At 59.7% G+C, this 24835-nt stretch carries 30 protein-coding genes and 1 tRNA gene; 15 read left to right on the forward strand and 16 right to left on the reverse strand.

The genetic code is table 11. The features are described 5' to 3' along the window. The 9 genes from HX812_RS20655 to HX812_RS20695 form a co-directional block, all read left to right on the forward strand. A partial coding sequence (locus HX812_RS20655) for a metalloregulator ArsR/SmtB family transcription factor (protein ID WP_178949125.1) occupies nt 1-339 on the forward strand: 339 nt, incomplete at its 5' end. Between the two features lie 19 nt (nt 340-358). Then, the gene (locus tag HX812_RS20660) at nt 359-1642 is read left to right on the forward strand and encodes an arsenic transporter (protein ID WP_038850983.1); all 1284 of its coding nucleotides are present in this window, start codon (nt 359-361) and stop codon (nt 1640-1642) included. Nucleotides 1643-1644: 2 nt separating this feature from the next. Continuing rightward, nucleotides 1645-2115 (forward strand): arsenate reductase ArsC, encoded by a 471-nt coding sequence (locus tag HX812_RS20665; protein ID WP_038850984.1) that lies wholly within the window; start codon nt 1645-1647, stop codon nt 2113-2115. A gap of 11 nt (nt 2116-2126) precedes the next feature. Next, a complete protein-coding gene (arsH, locus tag HX812_RS20670) occupies nt 2127-2813 on the forward strand; it encodes an arsenical resistance protein ArsH (RefSeq protein ID WP_038850985.1) in 687 nt (228 codons plus the stop codon). Between the two features lie 48 nt (nt 2814-2861). Continuing rightward, nucleotides 2862-3473 (forward strand): LysE family transporter, encoded by a 612-nt coding sequence (locus HX812_RS20675; RefSeq protein WP_038850988.1) that lies wholly within the window; start codon nt 2862-2864, stop codon nt 3471-3473. Nucleotides 3474-3791: 318 nt separating this feature from the next. Next, nucleotides 3792-4085, forward strand: coding sequence for a hypothetical protein (locus HX812_RS20680; protein ID WP_080642462.1), 294 nt, complete (start codon nt 3792-3794; stop codon nt 4083-4085). Nucleotides 4086-4320: 235 nt separating this feature from the next. Then, nucleotides 4321-7035, forward strand: a complete 2715-nt coding sequence (gene mgtA / locus HX812_RS20685) for a magnesium-translocating P-type ATPase (RefSeq protein WP_038850990.1) — start codon at nt 4321-4323, stop codon at nt 7033-7035. Between the two features lie 65 nt (nt 7036-7100). Next, on the forward strand, nt 7101-7448 hold the full coding sequence (locus tag HX812_RS20690) for a DUF2493 domain-containing protein (RefSeq protein ID WP_038850993.1): 348 nt from the start codon (nt 7101-7103) through the stop codon (nt 7446-7448). A gap of 18 nt (nt 7449-7466) precedes the next feature. Next, nucleotides 7467-8288: a hypothetical protein gene (locus HX812_RS20695; RefSeq protein ID WP_038850994.1), complete on the forward strand. Its 822-nt coding sequence runs from the start codon at nt 7467-7469 to the stop codon at nt 8286-8288. Here the strand turns inward: HX812_RS20695 and HX812_RS20700 are convergent. Continuing rightward, complete coding sequence (locus tag HX812_RS20700) at nt 8285-8974, reverse strand: tellurite resistance TerB family protein (RefSeq protein ID WP_038850996.1); 690 nt, start codon at nt 8972-8974, stop codon at nt 8285-8287. The two genes, HX812_RS20695 and HX812_RS20700, sit on opposite strands and share 4 nt — an antisense overlap. 125 nt (nt 8975-9099) lie before the next feature. On the opposite strand from HX812_RS20700, the gene HX812_RS20705 reads away from it, so the two are divergent. Continuing rightward, a complete protein-coding gene (locus HX812_RS20705) occupies nt 9100-9627 on the forward strand; it encodes a DinB family protein (RefSeq protein WP_038850998.1) in 528 nt (175 codons plus the stop codon). Here HX812_RS20705 and HX812_RS20710 read toward each other — a convergent pair. After that, the gene (locus HX812_RS20710; RefSeq protein WP_038851000.1) at nt 9599-10072 is read right to left on the reverse strand and encodes a GFA family protein; all 474 of its coding nucleotides are present in this window, start codon (nt 10070-10072) and stop codon (nt 9599-9601) included. The two genes, HX812_RS20705 and HX812_RS20710, sit on opposite strands and share 29 nt — an antisense overlap. Before the next feature lie 195 nt (nt 10073-10267). Here HX812_RS20710 and HX812_RS20715 point away from each other — a divergent pair, with 195 nt between their 5' ends. Beyond that, the gene (locus HX812_RS20715; protein ID WP_028616250.1) at nt 10268-10549 is read left to right on the forward strand and encodes a hypothetical protein; all 282 of its coding nucleotides are present in this window, start codon (nt 10268-10270) and stop codon (nt 10547-10549) included. Here HX812_RS20715 and HX812_RS20720 read toward each other — a convergent pair whose 3' ends face one another. The 4 genes from HX812_RS20720 to HX812_RS20735 form a co-directional block, all read right to left on the reverse strand. Beyond that, the gene (locus HX812_RS20720) at nt 10550-11197 is read right to left on the reverse strand and encodes a DsbA family oxidoreductase (RefSeq protein ID WP_038851002.1); all 648 of its coding nucleotides are present in this window, start codon (nt 11195-11197) and stop codon (nt 10550-10552) included. Between the two features lie 172 nt (nt 11198-11369). Next, entirely contained in the window at nt 11370-11738 is a 369-nt protein-coding gene (locus HX812_RS20725; protein ID WP_177074991.1) for a hypothetical protein, read from the reverse strand. A 159-nt stretch (nt 11739-11897) separates the two neighbouring features. Beyond that, nucleotides 11898-13343 (reverse strand): MFS transporter, encoded by a 1446-nt coding sequence (locus HX812_RS20730; RefSeq protein ID WP_038844545.1) that lies wholly within the window; start codon nt 13341-13343, stop codon nt 11898-11900. 86 nt (nt 13344-13429) lie between these two features. Then, complete coding sequence (locus HX812_RS20735; protein ID WP_038844547.1) at nt 13430-13903, reverse strand: nuclear transport factor 2 family protein; 474 nt, start codon at nt 13901-13903, stop codon at nt 13430-13432. 127 nt (nt 13904-14030) lie between these two features. Here HX812_RS20735 and HX812_RS20740 point away from each other — a divergent pair, with 127 nt between their 5' ends. Beyond that, nucleotides 14031-14885, forward strand: a complete 855-nt coding sequence (locus HX812_RS20740; protein ID WP_038844550.1) for a LysR family transcriptional regulator — start codon at nt 14031-14033, stop codon at nt 14883-14885. A 91-nt stretch (nt 14886-14976) separates the two neighbouring features. Here HX812_RS20740 and HX812_RS20745 read toward each other — a convergent pair. After that, a tRNA-Leu gene (locus HX812_RS20745) sits at nt 14977-15063 on the reverse strand. A gap of 214 nt (nt 15064-15277) precedes the next feature. Between HX812_RS20745 and HX812_RS20750 the strand changes: the two genes are divergently transcribed. Then, entirely contained in the window at nt 15278-15628 is a 351-nt protein-coding gene (locus HX812_RS20750; RefSeq protein ID WP_038844552.1) for a DUF2388 domain-containing protein, read from the forward strand. A gap of 17 nt (nt 15629-15645) precedes the next feature. Here the strand turns inward: HX812_RS20750 and HX812_RS20755 are convergent, their stop codons facing one another. Continuing rightward, on the reverse strand, nt 15646-15975 hold the full coding sequence (locus tag HX812_RS20755; protein ID WP_038844554.1) for a membrane protein: 330 nt from the start codon (nt 15973-15975) through the stop codon (nt 15646-15648). 77 nt (nt 15976-16052) lie between these two features. Between HX812_RS20755 and HX812_RS20760 the strand changes: the two genes are divergently transcribed. Continuing rightward, on the forward strand, nt 16053-16658 hold the full coding sequence (locus tag HX812_RS20760) for a cysteine hydrolase (RefSeq protein WP_038844556.1): 606 nt from the start codon (nt 16053-16055) through the stop codon (nt 16656-16658). 39 nt (nt 16659-16697) lie between these two features. On the opposite strand, the gene HX812_RS20765 is transcribed toward HX812_RS20760, so the two are convergent. The 6 genes from HX812_RS20765 to pstS all read right to left on the reverse strand — a co-directional run bounded on the left by HX812_RS20765 (nt 16698) and on the right by pstS (nt 21815). Beyond that, nucleotides 16698-17291 (reverse strand): hypothetical protein, encoded by a 594-nt coding sequence (locus HX812_RS20765; RefSeq protein ID WP_038844558.1) that lies wholly within the window; start codon nt 17289-17291, stop codon nt 16698-16700. Further along, on the reverse strand, nt 17291-17989 hold the full coding sequence (locus HX812_RS20770) for a hypothetical protein (protein WP_038844560.1): 699 nt from the start codon (nt 17987-17989) through the stop codon (nt 17291-17293). Before HX812_RS20770 ends, HX812_RS20765 begins: the two co-directional genes overlap by 1 nt. Before the next feature lie 27 nt (nt 17990-18016). Beyond that, the gene (gene pstB / locus HX812_RS20775) at nt 18017-18778 is read right to left on the reverse strand and encodes a phosphate ABC transporter ATP-binding protein PstB (RefSeq protein ID WP_033902990.1); all 762 of its coding nucleotides are present in this window, start codon (nt 18776-18778) and stop codon (nt 18017-18019) included. Between the two features lie 76 nt (nt 18779-18854). Further along, nucleotides 18855-19748 carry a phosphate ABC transporter permease PstA gene (pstA, locus tag HX812_RS20780; RefSeq protein WP_033902991.1) on the reverse strand — a complete coding sequence of 298 codons (894 nt, stop codon included), beginning with the start codon at nt 19746-19748 and terminating at the stop codon, nt 18855-18857. Further along, complete coding sequence (gene pstC / locus HX812_RS20785; RefSeq protein WP_016978032.1) at nt 19748-20713, reverse strand: phosphate ABC transporter permease subunit PstC; 966 nt, start codon at nt 20711-20713, stop codon at nt 19748-19750. Before pstC ends, pstA begins: the two co-directional genes overlap by 1 nt. A 73-nt stretch (nt 20714-20786) precedes the next feature. Continuing rightward, the gene (gene pstS, locus HX812_RS20790) at nt 20787-21815 is read right to left on the reverse strand and encodes a phosphate ABC transporter substrate-binding protein PstS (RefSeq protein WP_016978033.1); all 1029 of its coding nucleotides are present in this window, start codon (nt 21813-21815) and stop codon (nt 20787-20789) included. A gap of 185 nt (nt 21816-22000) precedes the next feature. On the opposite strand from pstS, the gene ppk2 reads away from it, so the two are divergent. Beyond that, on the forward strand, nt 22001-22918 hold the full coding sequence (gene ppk2 / locus HX812_RS20795) for a polyphosphate kinase 2 (RefSeq protein ID WP_025999860.1): 918 nt from the start codon (nt 22001-22003) through the stop codon (nt 22916-22918). On the opposite strand, the gene HX812_RS20800 is transcribed toward ppk2, so the two are convergent. Next, nucleotides 22915-24033, reverse strand: coding sequence for an acyl-CoA dehydrogenase family protein (locus HX812_RS20800; RefSeq protein WP_152514705.1), 1119 nt, complete (start codon nt 24031-24033; stop codon nt 22915-22917). The two genes, ppk2 and HX812_RS20800, sit on opposite strands and share 4 nt — an antisense overlap. A gap of 16 nt (nt 24034-24049) precedes the next feature. Further along, nucleotides 24050-24823: a GNAT family N-acetyltransferase gene (locus HX812_RS20805; protein WP_038844561.1), complete on the reverse strand. Its 774-nt coding sequence runs from the start codon at nt 24821-24823 to the stop codon at nt 24050-24052. Between the last annotated feature and the right edge of the window lie 12 nt (nt 24824-24835).

The following is a 24835-nucleotide window of genomic DNA, read 5'->3' on the forward strand; positions in this document are numbered from 1 at the left end:
CCGCCCACCCTCTTCAAATGCCTGGCCGATGCCACCCGCGCACGCCTGACATTACTGATCCTGCGTGAAGGCGAACTTTGCGTGTGCGAACTGATCCATGCCTTGGATGACAGCCAACCGAAAATCTCCCGGCACCTGGCGCAACTGCGCAGTTGCGGGTTGCTGCAGGACCGTCGTCAGGGTCAATGGATCTACTACCGCATCAACCCAGCGTTGCCTGAGTGGGTGACGCAGGTGCTGCACACCACCTTGCAAGCCAACCAGCCATGGTTGCACAGCGACGCACAGCGTCTGGATGCAATGGGCGACAGACCACAACGGGCCAGCACCTGCTGCTGAGCCATCGGAGCCTTTATTCATGCTTGTCGCAATTGCCATTTTTATCTTCACCATCGTCCTGGTCATCTGGCAACCCAAGGGTTTGGGCGTTGGCTGGAGCGCCACGATGGGCGCGGTCCTGGCCCTGGCCTGCAGCGTGATCAGCCTGGCTGACATTCCGGTGGTGTGGCACATCATCTGGAATGCCACGGGGACCTTTGTCGCGCTGATCATCATCAGCCTGTTGCTGGACGAAGCCGGCTTCTTCGCCTGGACTGCGCTGCATGTCGCACGCTGGGGACGCGGGCGTGGCCGACGCTTGTTTGCCTATATGGTATTGCTCGGCGCCTTGGTCTCGGCGTTGTTCGCCAACGATGGCGCGGCGCTGATCCTAACGCCGATCGTAATGTCGATGCTGCTGGCGCTGCGCTTTTCCCCGGCGGCCACCCTGGCGTTCGTCATGGGCGCGGGCTTTATCGCCGACACGGCGAGCCTGCCGCTGGTGGTGTCGAACCTGGTGAATATCGTCTCGGCGGATTACTTCAAGATCGGCTTTAACGAATACGCCGCCGTGATGGTGCCGGTGAACTTTGTCAGCGTTGCGGCCACGCTGGCGGTGCTGCTGTGGTTCTTCCGCCGCGACATCCCGCAGACCTACGACCCCGCCGACCTCGCAGACCCTGCCAGTGCCATCCACGACCGCGCGACTTTCCGCGCCGGCTGGTGGGTGCTCGGCATCCTGCTGGTAGGCTGCTTTGCCCTGGAACCACTGGGCATTCCGATCAGCGCGATTTCCGCCGTGTGCGCCGTGCTCCTGTTGGTGATCGCCGCCAAGGGCCATAAGATCTCCACGCGTAAAGTGCTCAAAGAAGCACCGTGGCAGATCGTGATCTTTTCCCTCGGCATGTACCTGGTGGTCTACGGCTTGCGTAACGCCGGCCTCACCACCTACCTGGCCACCTGGCTCGACACCTTCGCCACTTACGGCGTGTGGGGCGCGGCCATGGGCACCGGCGTGCTGACGGCACTGCTGTCATCGGCGATGAACAACCTGCCGACGGTGTTGATCGGCGCGCTGTCCATCGAGTCCAGCCATGCCGTGGGTGTGGTCAAGGACGCGATGATCTACGCCAACGTGATCGGCAGCGACCTGGGCCCGAAAATCACCCCTATCGGCAGCCTCGCTACCTTGCTGTGGCTGCACATCCTGGCGCGCAAAGGCATCACCATCACCTGGGGCTACTACTTCAAGGTCGGCATTGTGCTGACCTTGCCGGTGCTGTTGATCACCCTCGCCGCCCTTGCCTTGCGACTGAGTATCTAACGATGAAAGTCCTGTTCATGTGTACCGCCAACAGCTGCCGCAGCATCTTGTCCGAAGCGATGTTCAACCACCTGGCGCCGGAAGGTTTCGAGGCGATCAGCTCCGGCAGCTTTCCCAAGGGCCAGGTCCTGCCACGCAGCCTGAGCACCTTGCAGGCCGCCGGTATCAGCACCGACGGCTTGTACAGCAAGGGCAACGACGCGTTCGAAGGCAGCCCGCCGGACGTGGTGATTACCGTGTGCGACAAGGCGGCCGGCGAAGCGTGCCCGGTGTATTTCGGGCCGGCGGTGAAGGCGCACTGGGGGTTGGAAGACCCTTCGGATGTGCAGGGTGACGACGCGAGTGTGCAGGCGGCATTCGACGCCACGCTGAAGACCATTGCCACTCGCTGCCGGGCGTTTTTTATCCTGCCGTTTGCCGAGCTCAGCCCAACTGAACTCAAGGCAGAACTCGCCCGAGTTGCCGAGCTGTAACCGGAGGCTCCATGACCACCCTGCCCAACCTGGACCTGTCGCTGTTCCCATCAAATGCGCACGGCTCGGCCCAACCACCGCGTATCCTGCTGCTCTACGGATCGACCCGAGAGCGCTCGTTCAGCCGCCTGCTGGTGGAAGAAGCCGCGCGCCTGTTGCAGCACTTCGGCGCGCAAACGCGCATCTTCAACCCCAGCGGTTTACCACTGCCGGATGACGCCCCCAGCGATCACCCCAAGGTACAAGAGCTGCTGGAACTGATGCAGTGGTCCGAAGGCCAGGTGTGGTGCTCGCCCGAGCGCCACGGCTCGATGTCAGCGGTGTTCAAGGCACAGCTCGACTGGGTGCCGCTGGCCCTTGGCGCGGTGCGCCCGACCCAAGGTAAAACCCTGGCGGTGATGCAGGTGTCCGGCGGCTCCCAGTCCTTCAATACGGTTAATCAGTTGCGCGTGCTGGGGCGCTGGATGCGCATGTTCACCATCCCCAATCAATCCTCGGTGCCCAAGGCCTTCATGGAGTTCGACGATCAGGACCGCATGAAGCCTTCTGCCCTGTACGACCGTGTGGTCGATGTGATGGAGGAACTGGTGAAGTTTACCCTGCTGCTGCGCGAGCGCCCCGACCTGGTGGACCGCTATTCGGAGCGCAAGGAAAGCGCCGACGAACTCTCGCAGCGTGTCAATCAACGGTCGATTTGAGCCCGTCTGCCAGCGTATGCTCACGCACTTTCCTGAAAGGACGCGGGCATGCTGACCATCTTCTTTTACGCATTGGTACTCGGTTTTGTGTTCTGCCTCTCACCCGGCGCGGTGTTGGCAGAGACTTTGCGCCGTGGCTTGCTGCACGGCTTCACACCGGCCCTGCTGGTGCAGTTTGGCTCACTGGTGGGCGATGCGGTGTGGGCAGTGATCGGCCTGACCGGGATCGCTTTGCTGATCCAACATGATGCCGTGCGCGTGCCGCTGACGGTGGTCTGTGCGGTGTACCTGGCCTGGCTCGGCATTCGCAGCCTGATCGACGCCTGGAAGCTACCTGAGTCAGACGATGCACCCGCCAGCACTCGGCAAAACGCACTGGCCACCGGGGCGGCGATCTCCCTGGCCAACCCGAAAAACATTGTTTACTGGGGCGCGTTGGGCAGCGCGTTGTCGGGCATCGTCGGCACCACGCCCAGCCACGGGCAGACGCTGATGTTCTTTGCCGGCTTCATGCTGGCGTCGGTGCTGTCGTGCTTTCTGATCGCGGGGCTGGTCAATTTGTTGCGCCAGAATGCGTCACCGTTGTGGCAACGTATCAGTTATGGCACCTGTGGCGTGGTATTGATCTATCTGGCAGTTTTGGCCGCACAAGGTATATGAAGTTATATATCCGCTAACTTCCGAGTGCCTCTTGTCTGAATGAACTCTGAACGCCGGACAATTTAATTAATCATGCGTTGACATTTTTTAGCCTTCTGAGTAGATTGCCCGTGCCCGCAACTGGGGCCTTTTTTAAACCTCACAAAAGAAGCCAATGGACACAGTATCTAGTCGCTGTCCGAGCACCGCTTACGCGGGCATCGGGCGCCAAACCCAGAATATGACAGGACTCGCCTCCCCGGTCCGGTAAGCTGCGCTAGAGCTCGATGCTCCACCGTAACTGCCTCGCCGGTAGCCTGTCCGGTCCCGAGGTGTGTTATGACCTTCCAACCCCTTGTTTTGCCTGATGTACGCACATTAGCGGCCGCCCTGCGCGCCAAGCTGTGCCGTGAGCCCGTAGGCTTTTCCCCTACCCGCTCAGCGTTTGCTGCACCCTCCCCTCAAGTGCGCCCGGCCTACCCGCTGGCGCATTGGCGTATCTGCCCGGAAAGCGGCCAACTGGTGCAGCACTGGGATCACGCCGACCCTCAAGACCCGCAGAGACCCAAGGTTTCCCGCCTGGCACAGGCCAGCTTGATGCTCGGTCTTTATGTGAGCACTCGCGCCGCCTGACCCGGCTGGAAACAGCAACTTCCTGATCCCTGTTCTGGAGTTCTTTATGAACACGTCCAGTAGTAGCCCGCTGCGCGCTAGTTAACTAACGCGCTGTTAGCGGGCACTGTAGAAGTTATGTGAACACCTTATTTAAACCGATCGCGAAGTTAGCGACTCGGCATGCTTTCGCTCGCCTGTCTTCAGGTAAGTACCGGGTATGTTTTGTCGAAAATTGGCGACAGGAGTACAGACAATGAGCGCCGTAAAAAACCCGCCTCTGCACAAAAAGAATGGCACCGACGCCGACACCAAACTGTCGATGCGTGCCGCCCGCGAAGCCCACAACGGCCTGTCGGCCACCCTGGCGAACGTACGTGCCACCCAGGACGGCTTGACCGAACTGGACGCCTCCGCTCGCCTGCAACGCGAAGGCTACAACGAAGTCGCCCACGACAAGCCGCCTCACGCCATCGTCCAGTTCCTGCAGGCACTGAATAACCCCTTTATCTACGTGCTGCTGACCCTGGCCGGTATCAGTTTCTTCACCGACTGCTGGCTGCCGATGCAGGAAGGCGAAGACGCTGACCCAACCAAAGTCATCATCATCATGACCATGGTGCTACTCAGCAGCCTGCTGCGCTTCTGGCAGGAACACCGTTCGGCCAAATCCGCCGAAGCCCTGAAAGCCATGGTACGCACCACGGCCACCGTGTTGCGCCGTGAGCAAGTGGGTTCGCAACCGACCCTGCGCGAAGTGCCGATGCGCGAACTGGTGGCCGGCGATATCGTGCAGCTGTCGGCGGGCGACATGATCCCGGCGGACATCCGCCTGATCGAATCCCGCGACCTGTTCATCAGCCAGGCAGTGCTCACCGGCGAAGCCTTGCCGGTGGAAAAGTACGACACCCTGGGTAACGTCACGCAGAAATCCGCCGGGCCGGTGGTGGCCGACCAGGGCAACCTGCTGGACCTGCCGAACATCTGCTTCATGGGGACCAACGTGGTCAGTGGTCGCGCCAAAGCCGTGGTCGTTGCCACCGGGCCGCGCACCTACTTTGGCTCCCTGGCCAAGGCGATTGTCGGCTCCCGTGTGCAAACCGCGTTCGACCGTGGGGTGAACAGCGTCAGCTGGTTGCTGATCCGTTTCATGTTGGTAATGGTGCCGATCGTGTTCCTGCTCAACGGCTTCTCCAAGGGCGACTGGGGCGATGCCTTCCTGTTTGCCCTGGCGGTGGCCGTCGGCCTCACCCCGGAAATGCTGCCGATGATCGTCAGCGCCAACCTGGCCAAGGGCGCCACCGCCATGGCCAAGCGCAAAGTGGTGGTCAAGCGCCTCAACGCAATCCAGAACTTTGGTTCGATGGACGTGCTGTGCACCGACAAGACCGGCACCCTGACCCAGGACAAGATCATCCTCGAACATCACGTCAACGCCTTTGGCCAGCGCGATGATGCGGTGCTGTCCCTGGCCTGGCTCAACAGTCATCACCAGAGCGGCATGAAGAACCTGATGGACCAGGCGGTGGTGGAATTCTCGGAGCAGAACCCGAAGTTCAAGGTGCCGTTCGCCTACAGCAAGGTTGACGAATTGCCGTTCGACTTCGTGCGCCGTCGCCTGTCGATCGTGGTCAAGGATGCCGCCGACGACCAACTGCTGGTGTGCAAAGGCGCTGTGGAAGAGATGCTGAGCATTTCCACTCACGTCATGGAGGCCGGCGCCGCCGTGCCGCTGGATGATCGTCGCCGTGAAGAACTGCTGGCGATTGCCAACGACTACAACGAAGACGGTTTCCGTGTGCTGGTGGTCGCCACCCGTCACATTCCGAAATCCATGGCACGTCAGCAATACACCACTGCCGATGAGCGCAACCTGGTGATCCAGGGCTTCCTGACCTTCCTTGATCCACCGAAGGAAACTGCCGGCCCTGCCATTGCTGCACTGCAACAGATCGGCGTGGCCATCAAGGTGCTGACCGGCGACAACGCCGTGGTCACCAGCAAGATCTGCCGCCAGGTCGGTCTCGATCCAGGCCAGCCGCTGCTGGGGGCTGAAATTGAAGCCATGGACGACGCCACGCTGCTGCGCCGTGTGGACGAACGCACCGTGTTCGCCAAGCTGACACCGCTGCAGAAGTCCCGCGTGCTCAAGGCGCTGCAAGCCAACGGCCACACCGTGGGTTTCCTGGGTGATGGGATCAACGATGCACCGGCACTGCGCGACGCCGACGTGGGTATCTCGGTCGACACGGCCACCGATATCGCCAAGGAATCGGCCGACATCATCCTGCTGGAAAAGAGCTTGATGGTGCTGGAAGAAGGCGTGCTCAAGGGCCGCGAAACCTTCGGCAATATCATGAAGTACCTGAACATGACCGCCAGCTCCAACTTCGGCAACGTGTTCTCGGTGCTGGTGGCCAGTGCGTTCATTCCGTTCCTGCCGATGCTGTCGATCCACCTGCTGTTGCAGAACCTGATGTACGACATCTCCCAGCTCGCCTTGCCGTGGGACAAGATGGACAAGGAGTACCTGGCCAAGCCGCGTAAGTGGGATGCGAAGAACATCGGCCGGTTCATGATCTGGATCGGGCCGACCTCGTCGATCTTCGACATCACCACCTTTGCGCTGATGTGGTTCGTGTTCGCGGCCAACAGTGTGGAAGTGCAGACCCTGTTCCAGTCCGGCTGGTTCATCGAGGGGCTGCTCTCGCAAACCCTGGTCGTGCACATGCTGCGGACCCGTAAGATCCCGTTCTTCCAGAGCACCGCCGCGTGGCCGGTGTTGATGATGACCTGTGTGGTGATCGTGCTGGGGATCTACGTGCCGTTCTCGCCACTGGGCACCCTGGTCGGCCTGCAACCGCTGCCGCTGGCGTACTTCCCATGGCTGGTGGGCACCCTGCTCAGCTACTGCTGCGTGGCCCAACTGATGAAGACGATCTACATCCGCCGCTTCAAGCAGTGGTACTGATCTCCCCCGCCGTTTAAACGGTGGCGGTCGCCCGGCCGCCACCGTGCAACACAAGGAATCACCTTATGCGCGTCTTGATCTGTGCAGGTCGTCATTACGCCGACACCAAAATGTCCCGCCAAGTGCTGGACGCTTACCACCGCCTGCGCCCGGTGCAGGTATTGATCCACGGCGGCAACCAATTCCTCGGCAGCGACGTCGAGGAATGGGCACGGGAACTGGGCATCGACGTGGTGCGCTACCCGCCCAACTGGCAACGCCACGGCAAACTGGCCGAACGCCAGCGCAACCATTTCATGCTGACCGACAGCCGCCCAGATGTAGTCATCGCCCTGCCCGGCGGGGACGACACCTCTGAGCTGGTCTGCCAGGCCAAAGCCAGCGGCATTTCGGTGCTGACCGTAGAAAGCTGAATTCATGCGAGGTGCATCATGCACAAAAAACACACCCCACCACGCCAGGACGGGTTCGCCAAATACCGTGCGCGTCACTACCGCGGTGCACGCCACACCCTGTTGCTGCTGCCACCGGCCAAACGTCGCGCGTTGCAGCGCAACCTGATCTTTATCGGGTTGACCCTGGGCATCCTGTTGACGATTGCCTTGCTGTCCAAGGCCAACGCGGCCGGTGGTTCTTACGTGGTCGATGACGGCGCGATCAATGCGCCGGGCGAATGCAATGTCGACGCCTGGCACACCGCCGATCGCCACGAGGGTAGTACCCACACTGAAACGCTGTCGCCCGCCTGCACCTTTGCTGCGTTGCCTTCGGTGCAATGGGGCGCAGCCCTGTCCCGTGCCACCAGCGCAGATAAGGGCGAAACCCAGGTGAACCCGCAGGTCAAGGCGCAAGTATGGTCGCGGGAAGATCTGGGCCTGGAAATGGCCGTGTCGGCCGGTGCGCACGTTGCACACGACCGTCAGCACGGCTTTGATGGCGCCGACTTCAATATCCCGTTGACGTGGCAACCGCTGGAACCCTTGCGGTTGAACCTGAATGCCGGTTGGTCCCACGCCTACAACGATGGCGACCAAAAACACCGTCTGACCTGGGGCACCGGCCTTGAGTACCAAGTCGCACACTCACTGACGCTGGTCGCCGAGCGTTACGGCCAGGACGGCGGTGACCAGGCCTGGCAGGCCGGGCCCAGGTTTCACGTCGGCGAGTTTGTCGACGTGGACCTGGTGGTCGGGCGCAGCCTGATCGGAGAGCGCGCGCAATGGCTCACCACCGGTGCCACGCTGCGATTCTAGGCCTTGGCTTGTTGTTCCAGGTGCAGTTGCAATTGCGGGTCGATGTGCAACTGCCCCGCCAGGTCATCCAGGTAATTACGTTCGGCATCCTGCTGGTCGTCCACCAACATCACACTGGCCAAGTACACCTCGGCCGCCATGGCCGGGTCGCTGGCGAATTCGGCGAAATCCGCGGCATCCAGGGGCTTGGCGACTTCGGCGTCGAGCCACTGTTGCAGTTGCGGGTCGTCGGTATGGCGGCCCAGCTCACTGGAAATCAGCTCCTTTTCTTTGTCATCAATGCGGCCATCGGCTTTCGCGGCGGCAATCAAGGCACGCAGTACCGCATGGCTGTGGGCTTCGGCTGCGGGGCCGTCGAGCTGGTCCACTGTCTGGAAGGCTTGCTGCGGCGCAGTGGCCTGCTGGCGTTGCCAGGCTTGGTAGGCCTGGAATGCCGCCATGCCGAGGGAGGCCAGCGCAGCGTAGTTCATCCCGCCGGAACGCCCTTGAGCGGGACGAGTGCCCGTGGCGCCACCCAACATGCCACCCAGCCCTCCCAATAAACCACCCAGACCGCCACCGGCTGATGCATTGCCGGTGCTGGTGCCCTTCAGTAACCCACCCAGCAGTCCACCCAGGCCGCCGGATGACGCACTGCCGCCTTGCCCGGCGCGCAGGAGTTGTTCGAGTAAATCGCTGGTGTTCATGGTGTCACCCTCCGAGGGCGCAGTGTTGGCGTCTATCAACCATAGCCCGGCCTTGCCGGAACACCATGACCGCCGGGCGGTCCCGGCCTATCATGACGCTATCGCGACTTCGAGAGAAAACCCAAGTGAACCGGACTGAGCACATCGCACTGATGGCGAATTACAACCAGTGGATGAACCGCAAGCTCTATGACGCGGCCCTGACATTGACGGACGCGGAGCTGGCAATGGACCGACAGGCGTTTTTCGGCTCGATCCTCGGCACCCTGAACCACCTGGCGCTGGGCGATACCGTCTGGCTCAAGCGTTTTGCGCAGCATCCGGCCGGCTATGCAGCGCTGACTCCGCTACAGGCAGTTGCGACACCTGCCGATCTCAAACAGTTGGCCTTCGCGGATATACGCAAGCTGGCAGCCCATCGCACCTGGCTGGATCAGCTGATCGTCGACTGGTGCCACACCGTGCAGGAGACCGATCTGGACCATCGCCTGCATTACAGCAACATGCGCGGCGTGACGGCCGATAAGGACTTCTTCAGCCTGCTCGTGCACTTTTTTAATCACCAGACGCACCACCGGGGCCAGGCCACGACCTTGCTGACCCAGGCGGGGCTGGATGTGGGCACTACGGACTTGCTGGCGCTGATCGACTGAACTCGGCGTAAGCCTGCATCAAGCGCGGGAACTCATGTGGCTCGGGCAACTGCGCAAAGCTTTCCACCGCTGGGGTGGAGGCCCACGGCAGCTTCTCGCGAGTCCAGGTCTCCATGAATGGCACGTAACCGCTGGCATTATCCAGCAAGGCAGCGCGCACATTGACGAACTCATCGATGCCATGGGGCCGCGTGAACAGCCAGCTCATGCAGTGGGGGCAGAAATAATGGCGATCCACGCCCTGCATACCGCCGATCACCGGGCAACCCTGGGTCACCGTGAAGCCGCTGGCGGGAATCAGCGCGCTCAGTGAGAACGCGCTGGAAGACATCTTCTGGCAGCCGGTGCAGTGGCAGGCCATGGTGATCACCGGGGCGGCACTCACGCTGAAGCGCACACGCTCACAACGGCAACTGCCCTCATATGGCAGGGTCTCGACGCTCATCATTGCTTCCTTATTCTTGATGGGTGGCCTGGCAGGTTAGCTTCAGGTGCCAGGCTTGAACAGGCCCAGGGCGAAAACCGAACGCTGTCTCAGCGTTGGGGTCGTAACCCTAGGTGCCGAGGTTTTACAGCCCCGCCCTCCCCGCGCGCATTGTGAGTCTATCGATGTGCGTACCCCCAAGAAGGAGACGCTGACATGGTCATTCACTTCAAGGTTGCAGGTCACTTGGCCTGTGGCCACCACGGCACCAACCTCCCCTCCAGCACCGAGCTGAACCGGGTAAAATGCCGTACCTGTCGCAATACCGATGCCTACAAAGAAGCGCGCCGCACCCAGCGCAACGCCGCCCGCCGCGCCAATCGAAAAGCCAAGACTCAGACCCACGTTGACTGGCGCAGCGCGTGGACGCAGCGCCTTACCGACTTGCCTGGTTTGCAGCGTTTGCCACGCGGGTTCAGTGGGCAGCCATTCGTGTAATCACGGCGCAACCGCTATTTGCCTGATGGCTTGTTCGTATTCCTCGACGGACTGTGAACCAGCCACCAGGTGACGCCCATTCATTACCATGGCCGGGACAGAGTTGATGCCGCGCCTGCGGTAAAAATCTTCAAGCTCACGGACTTCAACGGCGAACTCCCCACTGTCCAGCACCCCTTGAGCGCGTGCAGTGGAGAGCCCCGCTTCACCGGCGAGACGCACCAAGGTGTCGTGGCTGCTGATATTTTCCCCATCACTGAAATGCGCCTTGAACAGAATGTGCTTGAGCGAGACTTGGCGACCTTCAACTGCCGCCCAGAACAACAGCCGGTGCGCGTCGAAGGTGTTATAGAAGTGAGTACGCTTCGCCAAGTCGAACCTGAAGCCCAAGGCGTTGCCACGGTCGATCACCATGACATTACGCGCGGTGACTTCGGCCAAGGTGCGGCCATATTTGCGCATCATGTGTTCGACAGCGTTTTCGCCCTCAGGCGGCATGTCCGGGTTCAGCTCGAAGGGTTTGAACGTCAGCTCCACGGTAACTTCGCCCGCCAGGTTCGCGATGGCCTGTTGCAGCGCTACCGCGCCGAGTGCACACCATGGGCACATCACATCCGACACGAAGTCGATGCTGACAGGACGAGTCACGATAGGCTCTCCAACAGGTTATTGCGCCATTCGATGGTATTGAACAAGGCCATCAGTAATTCTCCAATTCGCGCCCTGCCGGGATGACAGAGCGGCGATTGGGAAGAACTCTAGGAGGTTGTGCCGGATGGATAAATAAGGGGGCACGCACTTCATTTGTACTTCGGTGTAATCAGTTTGCCGATTGTTTAAAGGCCACGCTGCGATTGGTTAATATGCTTTCCAAATTCGCGGGCTCTACACTCACATGGGTTTTGCGCCTGATCTCTTCCAACCCCAGCTCTATCCGATAGTTGCAAAGATGATCAAAAAGCCTGTCGTGAGTTTCCGAAATCGCCGCCCCTTCATTTTTCGCGAACAGGATGTGAAGAACGGCCATCAAGGGGAGTGACAGGCACTCATCTGAATCATTTTCGAAAAAATCCTCCATCTGCGCGGATAACACCTCCAGCCAATGGTCGCTCAAGTTACAAGGCAGGGTCGACTCCGGCCCGTTTCGCATGACCTCTTTAGAGAATGATTTGAGCAGATCTTCACTCATGAGCAGTACCCTCATTTACCTATCTGGAGCCCAAGATTTAACAACTTGGCAGAGGTCATTTGGAAGCAAAGTCAGCGTCTGAAGCGTCCTGATTTCTTGAGTGCTTTTTCGTACACGCCTCGACGAATTCTTGAAGTCACAGCTAACTACTTGTTGAATTTACCTGACATGGCGGGGTGTGTAGGCGGCGGATCGCCAAGCGAGCGTAACGCCCAAGCCGGCACCAGCGGCCAGGCAAACGGCAATGCACAGGTTCGCGACGATGAAGGCCTGGGTGATCGCGGCTGGATCAGTGCGCGAACCGAGTACGCTATAAAACACCCCGCCAATCACAGCGACGCTGAGGGCAGTGCTGACTTGCAGGGTCGAACTGACGATGCCGGCAATCATGCCCGAATAGGCCGGCGCCACACTGCCGGTGACCATGCGCATCAACGTCGGCAGGGCCAGCCCTTGCCCCAGCCCAATCATAAACAGAGTCGCTCCCAGCCCCACCGGCGCCAGTGGCGCACCGACGGGTGTCGCAGCGATGAGCCAGACCAGCGCAAGCAACCCGATGGACTCCAGCGCCATGCCGAGCGGATTGACATAGCCGCCGAGTATGCGCCGCCCCAACGGGGTCAACAGGGGGCCGACCAGGAACCCTGCGCCAAATGGCAGGAACACCAAGCCGGCGCTCAGCGCAGAGGTGTGCAACGCCTGCTGCAGGTATACCGAAAACAACAGAAAGAACACGCCAATTGAGTAAAACAGCAATGCAACCACCAGTGCACGGCCCAACCTGGGGGCGGTCAACGCAATGGGGGCGATCAGCGGCACGCCACCCGCGCGGCCCAGGTGAGTCTCATAGCGCCAGAACCACCGCGCCAATAGAGGGACGGCAAGAAGAGACAACCACGACCACCACGGCCAGCCTGCTTCCCTGCCCACGGTCAACGGCACAATGAGCGCGCCGAGGCAGGCAACCGACAACGCCATGCCGCCCAGGTCCAATTGCGTGGTATGACGCAATTTCACGTCCTTCAGCAGGGGAATGCCAAACAGCAAGACCAGCGCCGCCACCGGCAAGTTGACCAGGAAAATCGCTCGCCACCCCAAACCCATGGGATCAACGGAAATCAAGATGCCTCCCAAGGCCTGGCCGATCACGGAGGCCAGGCCGAAGACAGCACCATATAAGCTGAGCGCGAGCGGCTTTTCTGACTCGGGAAAAATCGCCTGCACCGACGCCAGCGCCTGCGGGGCCATCACGGCGGCCGTGACGCCCTGTAAAGCGCGTCCGGCGACCAACACCCAGGGCGACCCGGCAAAACCGCACAGCACCGAGGCGGCCGCAAAACCAACCAGCCCGAACAGAAACACACGGCCTCTGCCGTACAGGTCCCCAAGTCGTCCGCCAGTGATCAGTGTCACGGCATACAGCGCGGCATACGAGGAAATGACTAGCTGCTCGGCGGAGGCCGAGCCGCCCAACGCGTCGCGGATCGACGGCAGTGCGACATTGACGATAAAGAAATCCAGCGGCGGGAGGAACGCGCCGACCAGCAAAACCGCGAACATTGCCCAGCGGCGTGGGTCAGGCTGGGAAACAGCAGTGCGCAACATGGACGTACTCCATACACAATCAGTCAGGGTTGGGCTCTGCGTCATCCGCCAACTCAAAGGGGCGCGCATCCCAAACGGCTTCTGGTTCAGATAGCGCCGAACGCTTCCGAGCCCGCGATGGGCTTCCAGTTTTCCAGTGGCGTCAGGAAGTGCAGCTCGAAACGTCGCTTGGTAAACAGCCATTGGCCTTCGCGTCGTTCGAAGCAATCGTGATAAAGGCCACTGACTTGCACTGGACCTTTTTCGAGGTCATGAAACAAGCAGTCAGCTGCGACGGTTGCCGTGGCTGCGTCGCCCTCGATATGAATCAGCGGGTTGGACATCCAGTGGTGCATGTGGGGCATCTTTCGCCAGCTGTTGTGTGCCATCGCGACAATACCCTCCGGGCCAGCGCCTTCGCCGAAGCCTGGCAGGTCCAGAACAGCGTCGGCATGCCAGATCGTGCGTAACAAGTCGGGGTCCAAGCGATCGAACGCATTGGCGTAGGCAGAGATGAGTGATTCGATGGCCGCACGGCTTTCCAGGGCCTCCAGTCGAGCGGCCAGGGTTTCAAGGTTCATGCGGGTGTCCTTCTGTGGGTGCAGGAGTCAGGCCTGAAACGGCTTGCCCGCCATTGTGCGAGCCCAGGGGTTGCCGCGGGACTGCCATTACTGCATCTTCACTGTTCACTTTTGTACGGGGTAAACCATGGAATGGAATGACTTGCGCGTCTTCCTGTCCATCGCACGCGGCGGTTCGCTGGGTGCCGCCGCCAAGCTGTTGGGCGTCAGCCATCCCACCGTGGGGCGACGCCTGCACGTGTTGGAGCAGGCCGGTGGCGAGGTGTTTTTCCGCCGCACGGCGTCTGGGTTGGTATTGACCGACAGCGGTGAACGCATTTTTGAACTGGCTGAGGAAATGGAACGTAGCGCACTGGCAATCGAGCGACGCATCGCGGGCGAAAGCGCCCAGCTTGAAGGCCAGTTGCGGATCTCATCGGCGGACTGGTTCGCCAGTTATGTGCTAGGCCCCGTCCTGGGTGAACTCGCCCGGCGCCATCCCTTGATCGTGCCCGAGGTGATTGCAGGGCATCGCTTGTTCGATCTGACGCGCAGAGAAGCGGATATCGCATTTCGGATCGTCCCGTTCACCGAGCCCGACATCGTCCAACGACGGCTCGTTACGCTGAGCTACGGGCTGTACATGAGTGCCCAGGCGTCATTCCCGCTGCAAACGGATGGTGAAGGCCTCGGACTGATCACCATGAACACTGCACAGGCGCATTATCCCGACGTCCTCTGGTTACAGGCCTCGTATCCGCGAGCCAGAACCGTGTTTACCAGCAGCAGCCGGACGGTTCAGGCGCAGATGTGTGGGCTCGGACTGGGCGTTGCCGTACTGCCCCGCGCGCTGGGTGATCAATTGCCCGCGCTAAAACGAGTAGACACCGGCGAGGCGCCACCGGGCCGGGATATCTGGATGGGCTATCACCACGATATGCGACAGATGGACCGACTGCGTGCACTCGCCGACCTGGCAGGCGAGATGATCGGGAGTGCCTGAGGAAAGACGCCCCGTGAAAACAAAAAAACCTGCACAAGGCAGGTTCTCTGTGGGTTTCAGCGACTTCCTGGGATGTCGTGAAACCAAATGATGGTGCCCGAACCCGGAATCGAACCGGGACGCCCTTACGAGCGGGGGATTTTAAGTCCCATGCGTCTACCAGTTTCGCCATTCGGGCGGCAGCGCGTGTTGCAGGGTTGGGAATATATAGATCCAGTCGCTTTGATGCAAGGTCGAAGGGCGGCTTTCTTACCTCAGGGAGCCAGCAAAAAAGCTTGCTAGATCAGTGAGCTAGGCAAGCATCTGGAGGAAAGCCGGCAAACTCATCCAACGCGATGAGCCCCCTACTCTGTTATCGTGGCGTCCTCCCAACGCAATGGATGCACCGCAGAATGGACTCATGGAAGAGAGTGGTAATCGCCACCTTGGCATTGCTCGGCAATCCAGTCGCGGCGGCTGAAAACAACAACCCATTTCAAGCCGCGCTCATGATCACTTCGGTAGCGCCCTTTATACTTGTCTCCGGCGCCACGGCCTTGACCTCTGCCATTCCCGACCAGTTCAAGTCATCCAAAAGTGATGCACTTGTGTTTATCGGCTCAGAGGGTGAGATCCGTGGCGCGCAGTTTGAGCAGGCGTCGCGCTTCTACCGGTCAAGTTATACCGCGCCGCTGATGTCTGACATGCAATTGGCTCAGGCCATTGCCACTTTGAATAGCGATTTAGGCGATGTTGGCCGATGAAGCCTGCCTCCCGGTAACTACTCAGCGACAGTTTCTGCCGCTGGCGCTGGTTTCTTGAGCGCCAGCGCCGGGTCGGGCACTTCAACCCAGCCCTTCTTCATATACTCAGCGGCGACGATCTTACGGATCAGGAAGCAGTAGATGATGGGCAGCCCGGCAATGGGAATCGCCGCCCAGGGCGGGCCTGCGAGAAAGCCCAGCCCGATTGCGACAGCCCAGATCAGCAAATGACGCCAAAGGCCTGAGAAGAGCAGGTAGAGCGGGCCGAGAAACAATACGGCCAACACCTGGAACGCATCGACTTCTTCGACCTGGTCACTCTCTGGATGTTTGAAATAGCGGGTCATTGCACTGTCCTTGTGGGGGTTGATTCAGTGAATATACTCTGAAGGATCAATCCAGTGACACCTCTCGGAGCCTCATCATGAACCCAAACGCCACCGCTCTTGTCCTGATCGAGTTCCAAAACGATTTCACCACCGCAGGTGGCGTGTTTCATGACGCCGTCAAAGACGTCATGCACCAATCCGACATGCTGGCCAACACCGCAACGACCGTGCAACAGGCACGCGCGCTGGGCGTGAAGATCATTCACCTGCCGATCCAGTTCACTGAGGGTTACCCGGAACTGACGACGCGTGATTATGGAATCTTGAAGGGCGTTGCCGATGGCGCTGCTTTTCTTTCCGGCAGTTGGGGCGCCGAGATCACCGAGGCAATCAGCCGTGAAACCGGCGATATCCTCGTGGAAGGCAAGCGCGGGCTGGATGGCTTTGCCACCACCGGCCTGGACCTGGTACTGCGCAACAACGGCATTCAGAACCTGGTAGTGGCGGGATTCCTGACCAACTGCTGCGTCGAAGGCACCGTTCGATCAGGTTATGAGAAGGGTTACAACGTAGTGACGCTGGCCGACTGCACGGCAACGTTCACCGATGAACAGCAAAAAGCGGCCGAAAACTTCACGCTGTCGATGTTTTCGAAGGTGTTGCGACATACCGAGTTTCTTGGGGCGTTAAACACCCAGTAAACAAAAGGGGCGACTGATCAATCAGTCGCCCCTTTTGTTTCATCCGTTCAATGTCAGTCCTGGGTATGCCCGCACCGGCATCTTGTGCCGCTGCGGTTGTTGCCGCGCCAGTTGCACCTGAACCTGTGCCACAGCCTCCAGCACACGTTGTGCCCATTGCTCATCTTCCGGGTCAACCACCACCACGCGAAACCCGTGGTCGAAGCCTTCAAGCTGCACGCCTTCGGAATCATCGACATGCAAGTCGATATCGAAAGCCGGTGGGAATTTTGACGGGGTGCTCGTCAGCCCACGTTCGGTCAGGGCCTGGCTATGTCGCACACTGTTGACCACGCCGTCGACATGGATGCCATACAGCAACAACCAACGGCGGATGTAGGATGGTGTGCGGCCTGAGGAGGTGTAGACCCAAACGCTGCAACCCTGGCGACGCAGCTCACGGGTCAGAGAACGGGTGCCGCAGCGCAAGGGCTCGCCCAACCAACGGTGCACACACGCCGGCAAGCGGCTGTGCTCGGTTGCACTGTGGTGCAGCTGACAGGCCAGTGTGTCGTCGATGTCGAACGAAATACGGATTCGCTGACGCTTGATGAACACACGCTTGATCGTGTCGAGCACTGGGTACCTTCCCATCATTGGCCCCCCTGGTGGGCGGGCGCTGGTGTGTCGCTCAGGAAAAACTCGGTTGGATCTGGAGCGTTATCTTCCAGGAACGCTGCGTATTTTTTCTTGATCTTGGGCAATTCGTACAACGCCATTACGCCATGCTTCGCGGAGTTGCGTATCACCGAGGACGGGTTGAAATAGCCCTCGGCGTTGTCCAGCGTCAGCACAAACGGTGGCAACCCCTCACGCATGAGCAGGTAGCTGACGATCAGCGACCCACTGCGGTGATTGCCTTCAATGAACAACTGCGGCTTGCTCAGGACTCGCACGTAGACACCGGCTGCTCGCTTCCATACGGATTCGTTATGGTGCTTGCAATACCAGTTATACAAATCCTTGATGCCACCTTCCACATTGTTGAAAAAGTGCACTTCGGTCGCCGCCAGGTGCTGCCCGTATTCCTGCCGGCGCACCGGGTCTTTGCCACAGAGCACCGTGGCATTGATCTCCAGCATCAGGTTCAGTTGCTGGAGGTCGAACAGGTCGACACCGCGCGCAACATAGTCGTCAATCAGGGCATAACCTTCAAGCACATTCTGCAGCACTTCGTCTGTCAGCGGGTCGCGTGGCTCGGTAAAGTCCTGGCTAAGCTGGGCAAAACGGCCCTGTACCTTGCGCAGCGCGCGTTCAATCGCGACCAGATCAAGACGACGTGTTGCAGTCATTGGCAATCCTGAAAAACGATGCATGGGTCAGCTGAATTTGCCGCTGATGTAGTCCCCGGTCATTTGCTCACGCGGGTTTTCGAAGATCTGCGCGGTGGCGCCCATTTCCACCAGATAACCGGTGCGGGTGCCCTGGGAGATGTCCACCGAGAAAAACGCGGTGGTATCGGCCACACGGATCGCCTGCTGCATGTTGTGGGTGACCAGTGCGATGGTGTAGTCCTTCTTCAACTCGACCATCAGCTCTTCGACACGACGGGTGGCGATGGGGTCGAGCGCCGAGCAAGGTTCGTCCAACAACAGCACTTCCGGCTCGGTGGCAATTGCGCGAGCAATACACAGACGTTGCTGCTGGCCGCCGGAGAGCGACAGGCCGCTGACCTTGAGCTTGTCCTTGACTTCATCCCACAACGCGGCGCCTTGCAGCGCGTGCTTGACGCGATCACCCAAGTCGCCTTTGTAGCGGTTCAGGCGCAGGCCAAAGGCCACGTTGTCAAAGATGCTCATCGAAAACGGGTTCGGCTGCTGGAACACCATGCCGATGTAACGGCGTACGACGACGGGATCAACGCCCTTGCCGTACACGTCCTGGCCGAGGAAATGCACGTGGCCTTCGAAACGGAAGCCTTTCACCAGGTCGTTCATGCGGTTGAGGCTACGCAGCACAGTCGATTTGCCGCAGCCGGACGGGCCGATGAAGCCGGTGATCTTGTTTTTCTCGATTGGCACATGGCTATCACGCACCGCCATGAAGTTGCCGTAGAAAATCTTGTCCAGCTTGCAGTCCATGACCACAGGCGCCTGGGTGACAAACGGAGCGGCTTTTTGCGCAGTTGAGACGTTCAAAATTCAGGTGCTCCCGTTCTTAGTACTTGGGCTTGCCGAAAATACGGCTCACGATATTCACGACCAGCACGATCATTACCAGCACCAACGAGGCCGCCCAGGCGAGCTCAAGCTGGTTGTCGAAAGGCATGCCGGAGAAGTTGTAAATCAACACGGCCAGGGACGCCGTCGGATTCATGACCGCCAGGCTGCCGTCGTGGTAGATCCAGTAGTTACTGAACAGCGCGGTGAACAACAGCGGCGCGGTTTCGCCGGCAGCACGTGCTACTGCGAGCATCACGCCGGTCAGGATCGCGGGCATGCCGGTGGGCAAGACGATTTTCCAGATCACCTGCGAGCGGGTGCAGCCCATGCCGTACGCCGCGTCCTTCATGATTTTGGGCACCATCTTCATCGACTCTTCAGCCGTCAGCACCACGATTGGCAGCATCAGCACCGCCAGCGCCACACCACCGGCCGGGGCCGAGTAGGTTCCGGTGGTCATCACCACCAAGGCGTAGGCAAACACACCCGCCAGGATCGACGGCAAACCGGTGAGCATCTTGGCGGCGAAGCGCGAAGCATTCGCCAACTTGCTGTCCGGACCCAGTTCAGCGAGGAAGACCGCAGCCAGGATGCCGACCGGCACGGCGATGGCGGCCGCGATACCGACCATCACGAACGTACCGGCCATGGCGTTACCGAAGCCACCGCCGGTCTCGAAACCGGTGGGGGGCAGTTCAGTGAACACTTCCAGGCTCAGGCGTGCGCCACCGCGGGTGATCAGCATGTAGAGCACGGAAATCAGCGGCACGCTGGCCAACAACGCGCCGAACCACACCAGGGTGGTCAGCACCAGGCTGCGCAAGGCACGGCCTTCGAACCGGCGCTGCAGGCTCGGCATGGCGGTGATGGGCGTAGAGAGATCAGTCATTACTTGGTACCCCGCTGGGCGTAGACCATGATCATCGAACCGATGATGTTCACCAGCAGCGTGATAAACATCAGGACCAGTGCGGCGTACATCAACACTTCGATCTCGTTCGGGCCGGCTTCGGGGAAGTTCAGCGCCAACAAGGCGGCCAGGGTGTTGGCCGGCGCAAACAACGAAAGCGAGATGTTGTTCGCGTTACCCACCAACATGGCCAAGGCCATGGTTTCACCCAAGGCGCGACCTAGGCCGAGTACCAGCGAACCGAAGATGCCGGTCGCGGCAGAGGGCACCATCACCTTGAGAATCGCTTCCCAGTGAGTGGTGCCCATACCGTAGGCGGCTTGCTTGGTTTTCATCGGCACACCGGTGAGGGCGTCCTGGGACACGGCGGCAATGGTTGGCAAAATCATGATTGCCAGCACCAGCGCCGCTGGCAGCAGGCCCGGCCCGCTGAGGGACGTGCCGAAAAACGGGATCCAGCCCAGTTCAGTGTTCAGCCACGCAGTCAGCGGGCGGATGGCCGGGATCACCACATAAATGCCCCAGAGGCCGTAGACCACGCTGGGGATGGCGGCGAGCAATTCAACGATGGTGCGAAACACCGCCGCGAGTTTTGCTGGCAGGAAATCCTGGGTGAGAAAAATCGCCATGCTGACGCCGAAAAAGCCTGCGATCAGCAACGCGATGAGGGCGCTGTAAAGCGTGCCCCAAATAGCTGGCAGAATGCCGTACTTGCCTTGGTTAACGTCCCAGACACTGCCGAATAGCACGTCAAAACCGTGCTTTTCCATGCCGGGAAGTGCCTTGCGTCCTACTTCGAAGACCAGCGCGAAAACCAGCGCCAGCACCAGCACTACGCCTATGCGTGCAAGTGCACGGAAGGTGCGGTCAACCAGGAAATCCTTTGTAGAAGGTGGCTGGCACGCAGAATCCGGGTTAACCGGTACGACAAAAGGTGTGTTCATTGGCTATTTCCGGAACAAGGGGGAAACGCTCCCGGCATGGCTGACAACCCATACCGAGAGCGGCCTGGCGGCCTTACTGGATGTTGGCGGAAGCTTTGCGAACTTGATCGACAACCGATGGAGGCAATGGGATGTAGCCCATCGAGTCGGCGATTTTCTGACCTTCGGTCAGGCTGTACTCAACCATTTCACGCATGGCTTTGGCTTTGGCTGGGTTGCCGTTGTCCTTGCGGAAGATCATCCAGGTGTAGGACGTGATCGGGTAGGACTTGGCGCCATCCGGATCCGGCAGCCAGGCCACCAGGCTTTCCGGCATTTTCACCGCAGCCAGGGCTTCGGCGCCGCTTTCGGCGTTAGGTACAACGTATTTGCCGGCCTTGTTCTGCAGCTGGGCAAAGTCAACCTTGGCCAGTTTGGCGAAGCCGTATTCGATGTAGCCAATCGCGCCTGGAGTCTGGCGAACAGTGGCGGTTACACCGTCGTTTTTCGGCGACTTGATGAACTTGTCGCTGGCTGGCCAGTTAACGGTGTTGCCTTCGCCCAGGTCTTTCTGGAACTCAGGGTTGATTGCGGCCAAGTGCTTGGTGAACACAGCGGTGGTACCGCTGGAGTCTGCGCGCACAACCACGGTGATCGGCATGTCAGGCAGTTTCAGGCCTGGGTTGGCGGCAGCGATCTTGGGATCGTTCCACTTGGTGATCTTGCCCAGGAAGATGTTGGAGTACACATCGCGTGGCAATTTGAGTTCTTTAGGATTGCCCGGCAGGTTGAACGCCAACACGATTTCACCAGCGGTCATCGGCAGCAGTTGCGCGCCTTCGGCCACCTTGGCGATGTCTTCGTCTTTCATGGCCGAGTCGCTGGCGGCGAAGTCGACGGTTTTGTTCAGGAAGTCCTGTACACCCGCACCGCTACCTTTGGATTGGTAGTCAACGGTGACACCCTCGGTTTTCTTGCTGAAATCCTTGAACCAGGTGAGGTAGATCGGCGCTGGGAAACTCGCACCGGAACCGGTGAGGCGGATGCTCTCGGCAGCAAACACCGAGGTGGCACTGAGAGAAACCGCAACGGCGAGTGCAGCAGACTTCATCAGACGTTTCATTCAGGAAAATCCTTGTGATTTCGGGCCCGGGAACTCTGCAACATTCTTGTTACGGTTTTATGAACGTGGGGTGGCAAAACGCCTGGTTGTCCCCCTCTCCCACCGCAATCACGACAATTGATGTCATTGGTTAGTAACAAAATGCGACTAAGACTTTGCCATCCCCCACCACGCGAGTTCCGCCCATGTCCTCAATAGAAGATGCCTTGATGCAGCGCATCCATCGTGAATTGCTGGATCACAGTGACGAAGAGCTGGAACTGGAATTATCCGAAGACGGGCACGACCTCAACGCGCTGTTCGACGAGCACGTCGGTGAAAGCGCCGAAAAAGCCGCGCGCAGGATCTACTTCAGTGAACTGTTCCGCCTGCAGGGCGAGCTGGTGAAATTGCAGAGCTGGGTGGTCAAGACCGGTCACAAAGTGGTGATCCTGTTCGAAGGGCGCGATGCCGCCGGCAAAGGCGGTGTGATCAAGCGCATCACCCAGCGCCTGAACCCGAGGGTCTGCCGAGTGGCCGCCCTGCCCGCGCCGAATGACCGTGAACAGACTCAGTGGTATTTCCAGCGCTACGTCTCGCACCTGCCGGCCGCCGGCGAAATCGTGCTGTTTGATCGCAGCTGGTACAACCGCGCCGGCGTCGAGCAGGTCATGGGGTTCTGCAACGCGGACCAGTACGAAGAGTTCTTCCGCACCGTGCCGGAGTTCGAGCGCATGCTCGCCCGCTCCGGCATTCAGTTGATCAAGTACTGGTTTTCCATTTCCGACCAGGAACAACACCTGCGCTTTCTTAGCCGTATTCACGACCCGCTCAAGCAATGGAAGCTCAGCCCCATGGACCTGGAGTCGCGTCGGCGCTGGGAGGCCTATACCAAGGCCAAGGAAATCATGCTCGAGCGCACCCACATCGCCGAAGCGCCGTGGTGGGTGGTGCAGGCGGATGACAAGAAGAAAGCCCGGCTCAACTGTATCCACCACCTGCTCGGGCAGATGCCGTATGAAGAAGTCGAGCTGCCGGTGATCGAACTGCCGCAGCGCGTGCGCCAGGAAGACTACTCCCGCAGCCCGACACCACCGGAACTCATCGTGCCGCAGCTCTACTAACTGAGCTGATCACACAGGAACGGCACACTGGCGAGCCGTGAAGTGGGGTGAAACGCCAGTACCCGCGTGGCCACCAACAGGTAAGCGACTTCCTCGGAGGACATGAACGCCATGCCGCCGAGGATTTCGAAGGCGCGGGTACTGATGCGGTTGATCGCCTCTTGCACCGCAAACCGCGTGGCTTGCGCGCGCGCCAGATCCGCGCGCAGGAACCGGTTCTGGTCGATGGCAACCGCCAGGCCGCGTATCGCCATCGTGGCGCCCTGCAGATCAATCAGCAGCATGGCGCGATCATCCTGCGAGCCTTTGTTGCACGCCAATGCCCTCGACGCCAACGCAGACGCCATGCCCAGGTAGGACGCCGACGCAAGCAGTTGGAACCAGATCGCAAACAAGTGCTCACCCGTGCCCTGGTGCACATCGTCCAACTGGTTATCCACGGCCTTGCTGAAATACATCATCGCCTCTGGCACCAACAGCTTGTCGAAGATCACTTCATGGCTGTCGGCGGCCTGTAGATGCGGCACCGACCAGAACTTTTTCCGCTGGATATTCGGATCACCCGCCAACCCCAGGCCGATGCCTATATGGGTCTGGCCTTGCGGGTCGACGTAGTTGACGCCAAAGGTGATCGCGTCAAAGTGATGGGTCATCGTGCACGGCTTCTTGCTGCCACTCACCCAATAACCTGCGTCTGTTTTTTCTACGGACAGCGTGGACTCCAGGATATTGGCGTGCGCCCGCCCCTCGGCAAAACCCGAGGCGACCAACAGGTTGTCGCGAGCGACCACGCCGAGCATTCCCTGGATATCGGGAAAGAAACGACTTGCCGCCATCATGCCGGCCACCGTGTGATGGTGCATGGTCATCATCACCGCCAATGAGGGGCAATGGGCGCCGACCCAAGTGTGTACCTGAGCCAGGTTGACTGCGCTGATCCCGCCGCCACCAAGTTCCTTGGCGATGGAAAGCCCTGGAGCGCCCACTGTTTTTAATAACCTGGCCAGTTGTTTAGACTCGCCACGTTCAAGTTCAATCAGCGAGGCCGCTTCAAGAACAGGCACCAGCTCAGGAATATAGGCTAAAGCGGCATCTCTTTCATCACTTAGAAACATAATAAACGAACCCTTGTTATTGTTTAGGCTTTAAGTAATGTCGCGCATAACGGCTGTCCAACTTCGACAGCGGCAATAACATAAAGAAGTCCGCCACATTGAATTCCTTATCCCACGCCGGTGCACCACAGACCCAGCCACCACTGCGTAAATAACCTTTGAGCAAGGGGGGGACGCGCGGCACATGTCCGGGCGCGAACTCATCCAAGGGAAAAGGGATATGGGGCGTTACGCGATAGTCGGCAGGCGCTCGATTTTCTGCGGTAAAACCGCGATACAACGCCGCCGCATCATGACCACCATCGGACAGGCTCACGCTCGCGCAGCCCATCAAATGGTCGCAGCCCTGGCTCTCCATGTACCTCGCAAGGCCTGACCACAACAGCATGATCACGCTGCCGCTGCGGTATTCGGGGTGGACACAGGCATGCCCGGCTTCAACGGTCCTGGCGCGCAATGACGCCAGCCCACTCAGATCAAACTCCCTCTCCGAGTAGTAGTGCCCCATGCGTTGTGCAGCGGCCGGGCCCATCAGGCGGTAGGTGCCCACCACAGCTGCAGTCTTGGCGTCGCGGACCAGCAAGTGGTCGCAGTAGTCATCAAACTCGTCAGCATTCAACGCCTCAGAATTCGCAAGTCCAGACAATTTGAACGTTTCGGTAAATACACGATAACGCAGGCGTTGCACCTCACGTATTTCTTCTTGCCGAGTGGCGAGGCTGACCACTAACCCTGCACGCGGAAGTTGTGCAGCTGAATGTTCTTCACTGGATACCGACGGAGATCGCATTCCTGTTCCTTT

The sequence above is a fragment of the Pseudomonas sp. IPO3749 genome, assembly GCF_013386605.1.
Taxonomy (GTDB): Bacteria; Pseudomonadota; Gammaproteobacteria; order Pseudomonadales; family Pseudomonadaceae; genus Aquipseudomonas; species Aquipseudomonas azotoformans_A.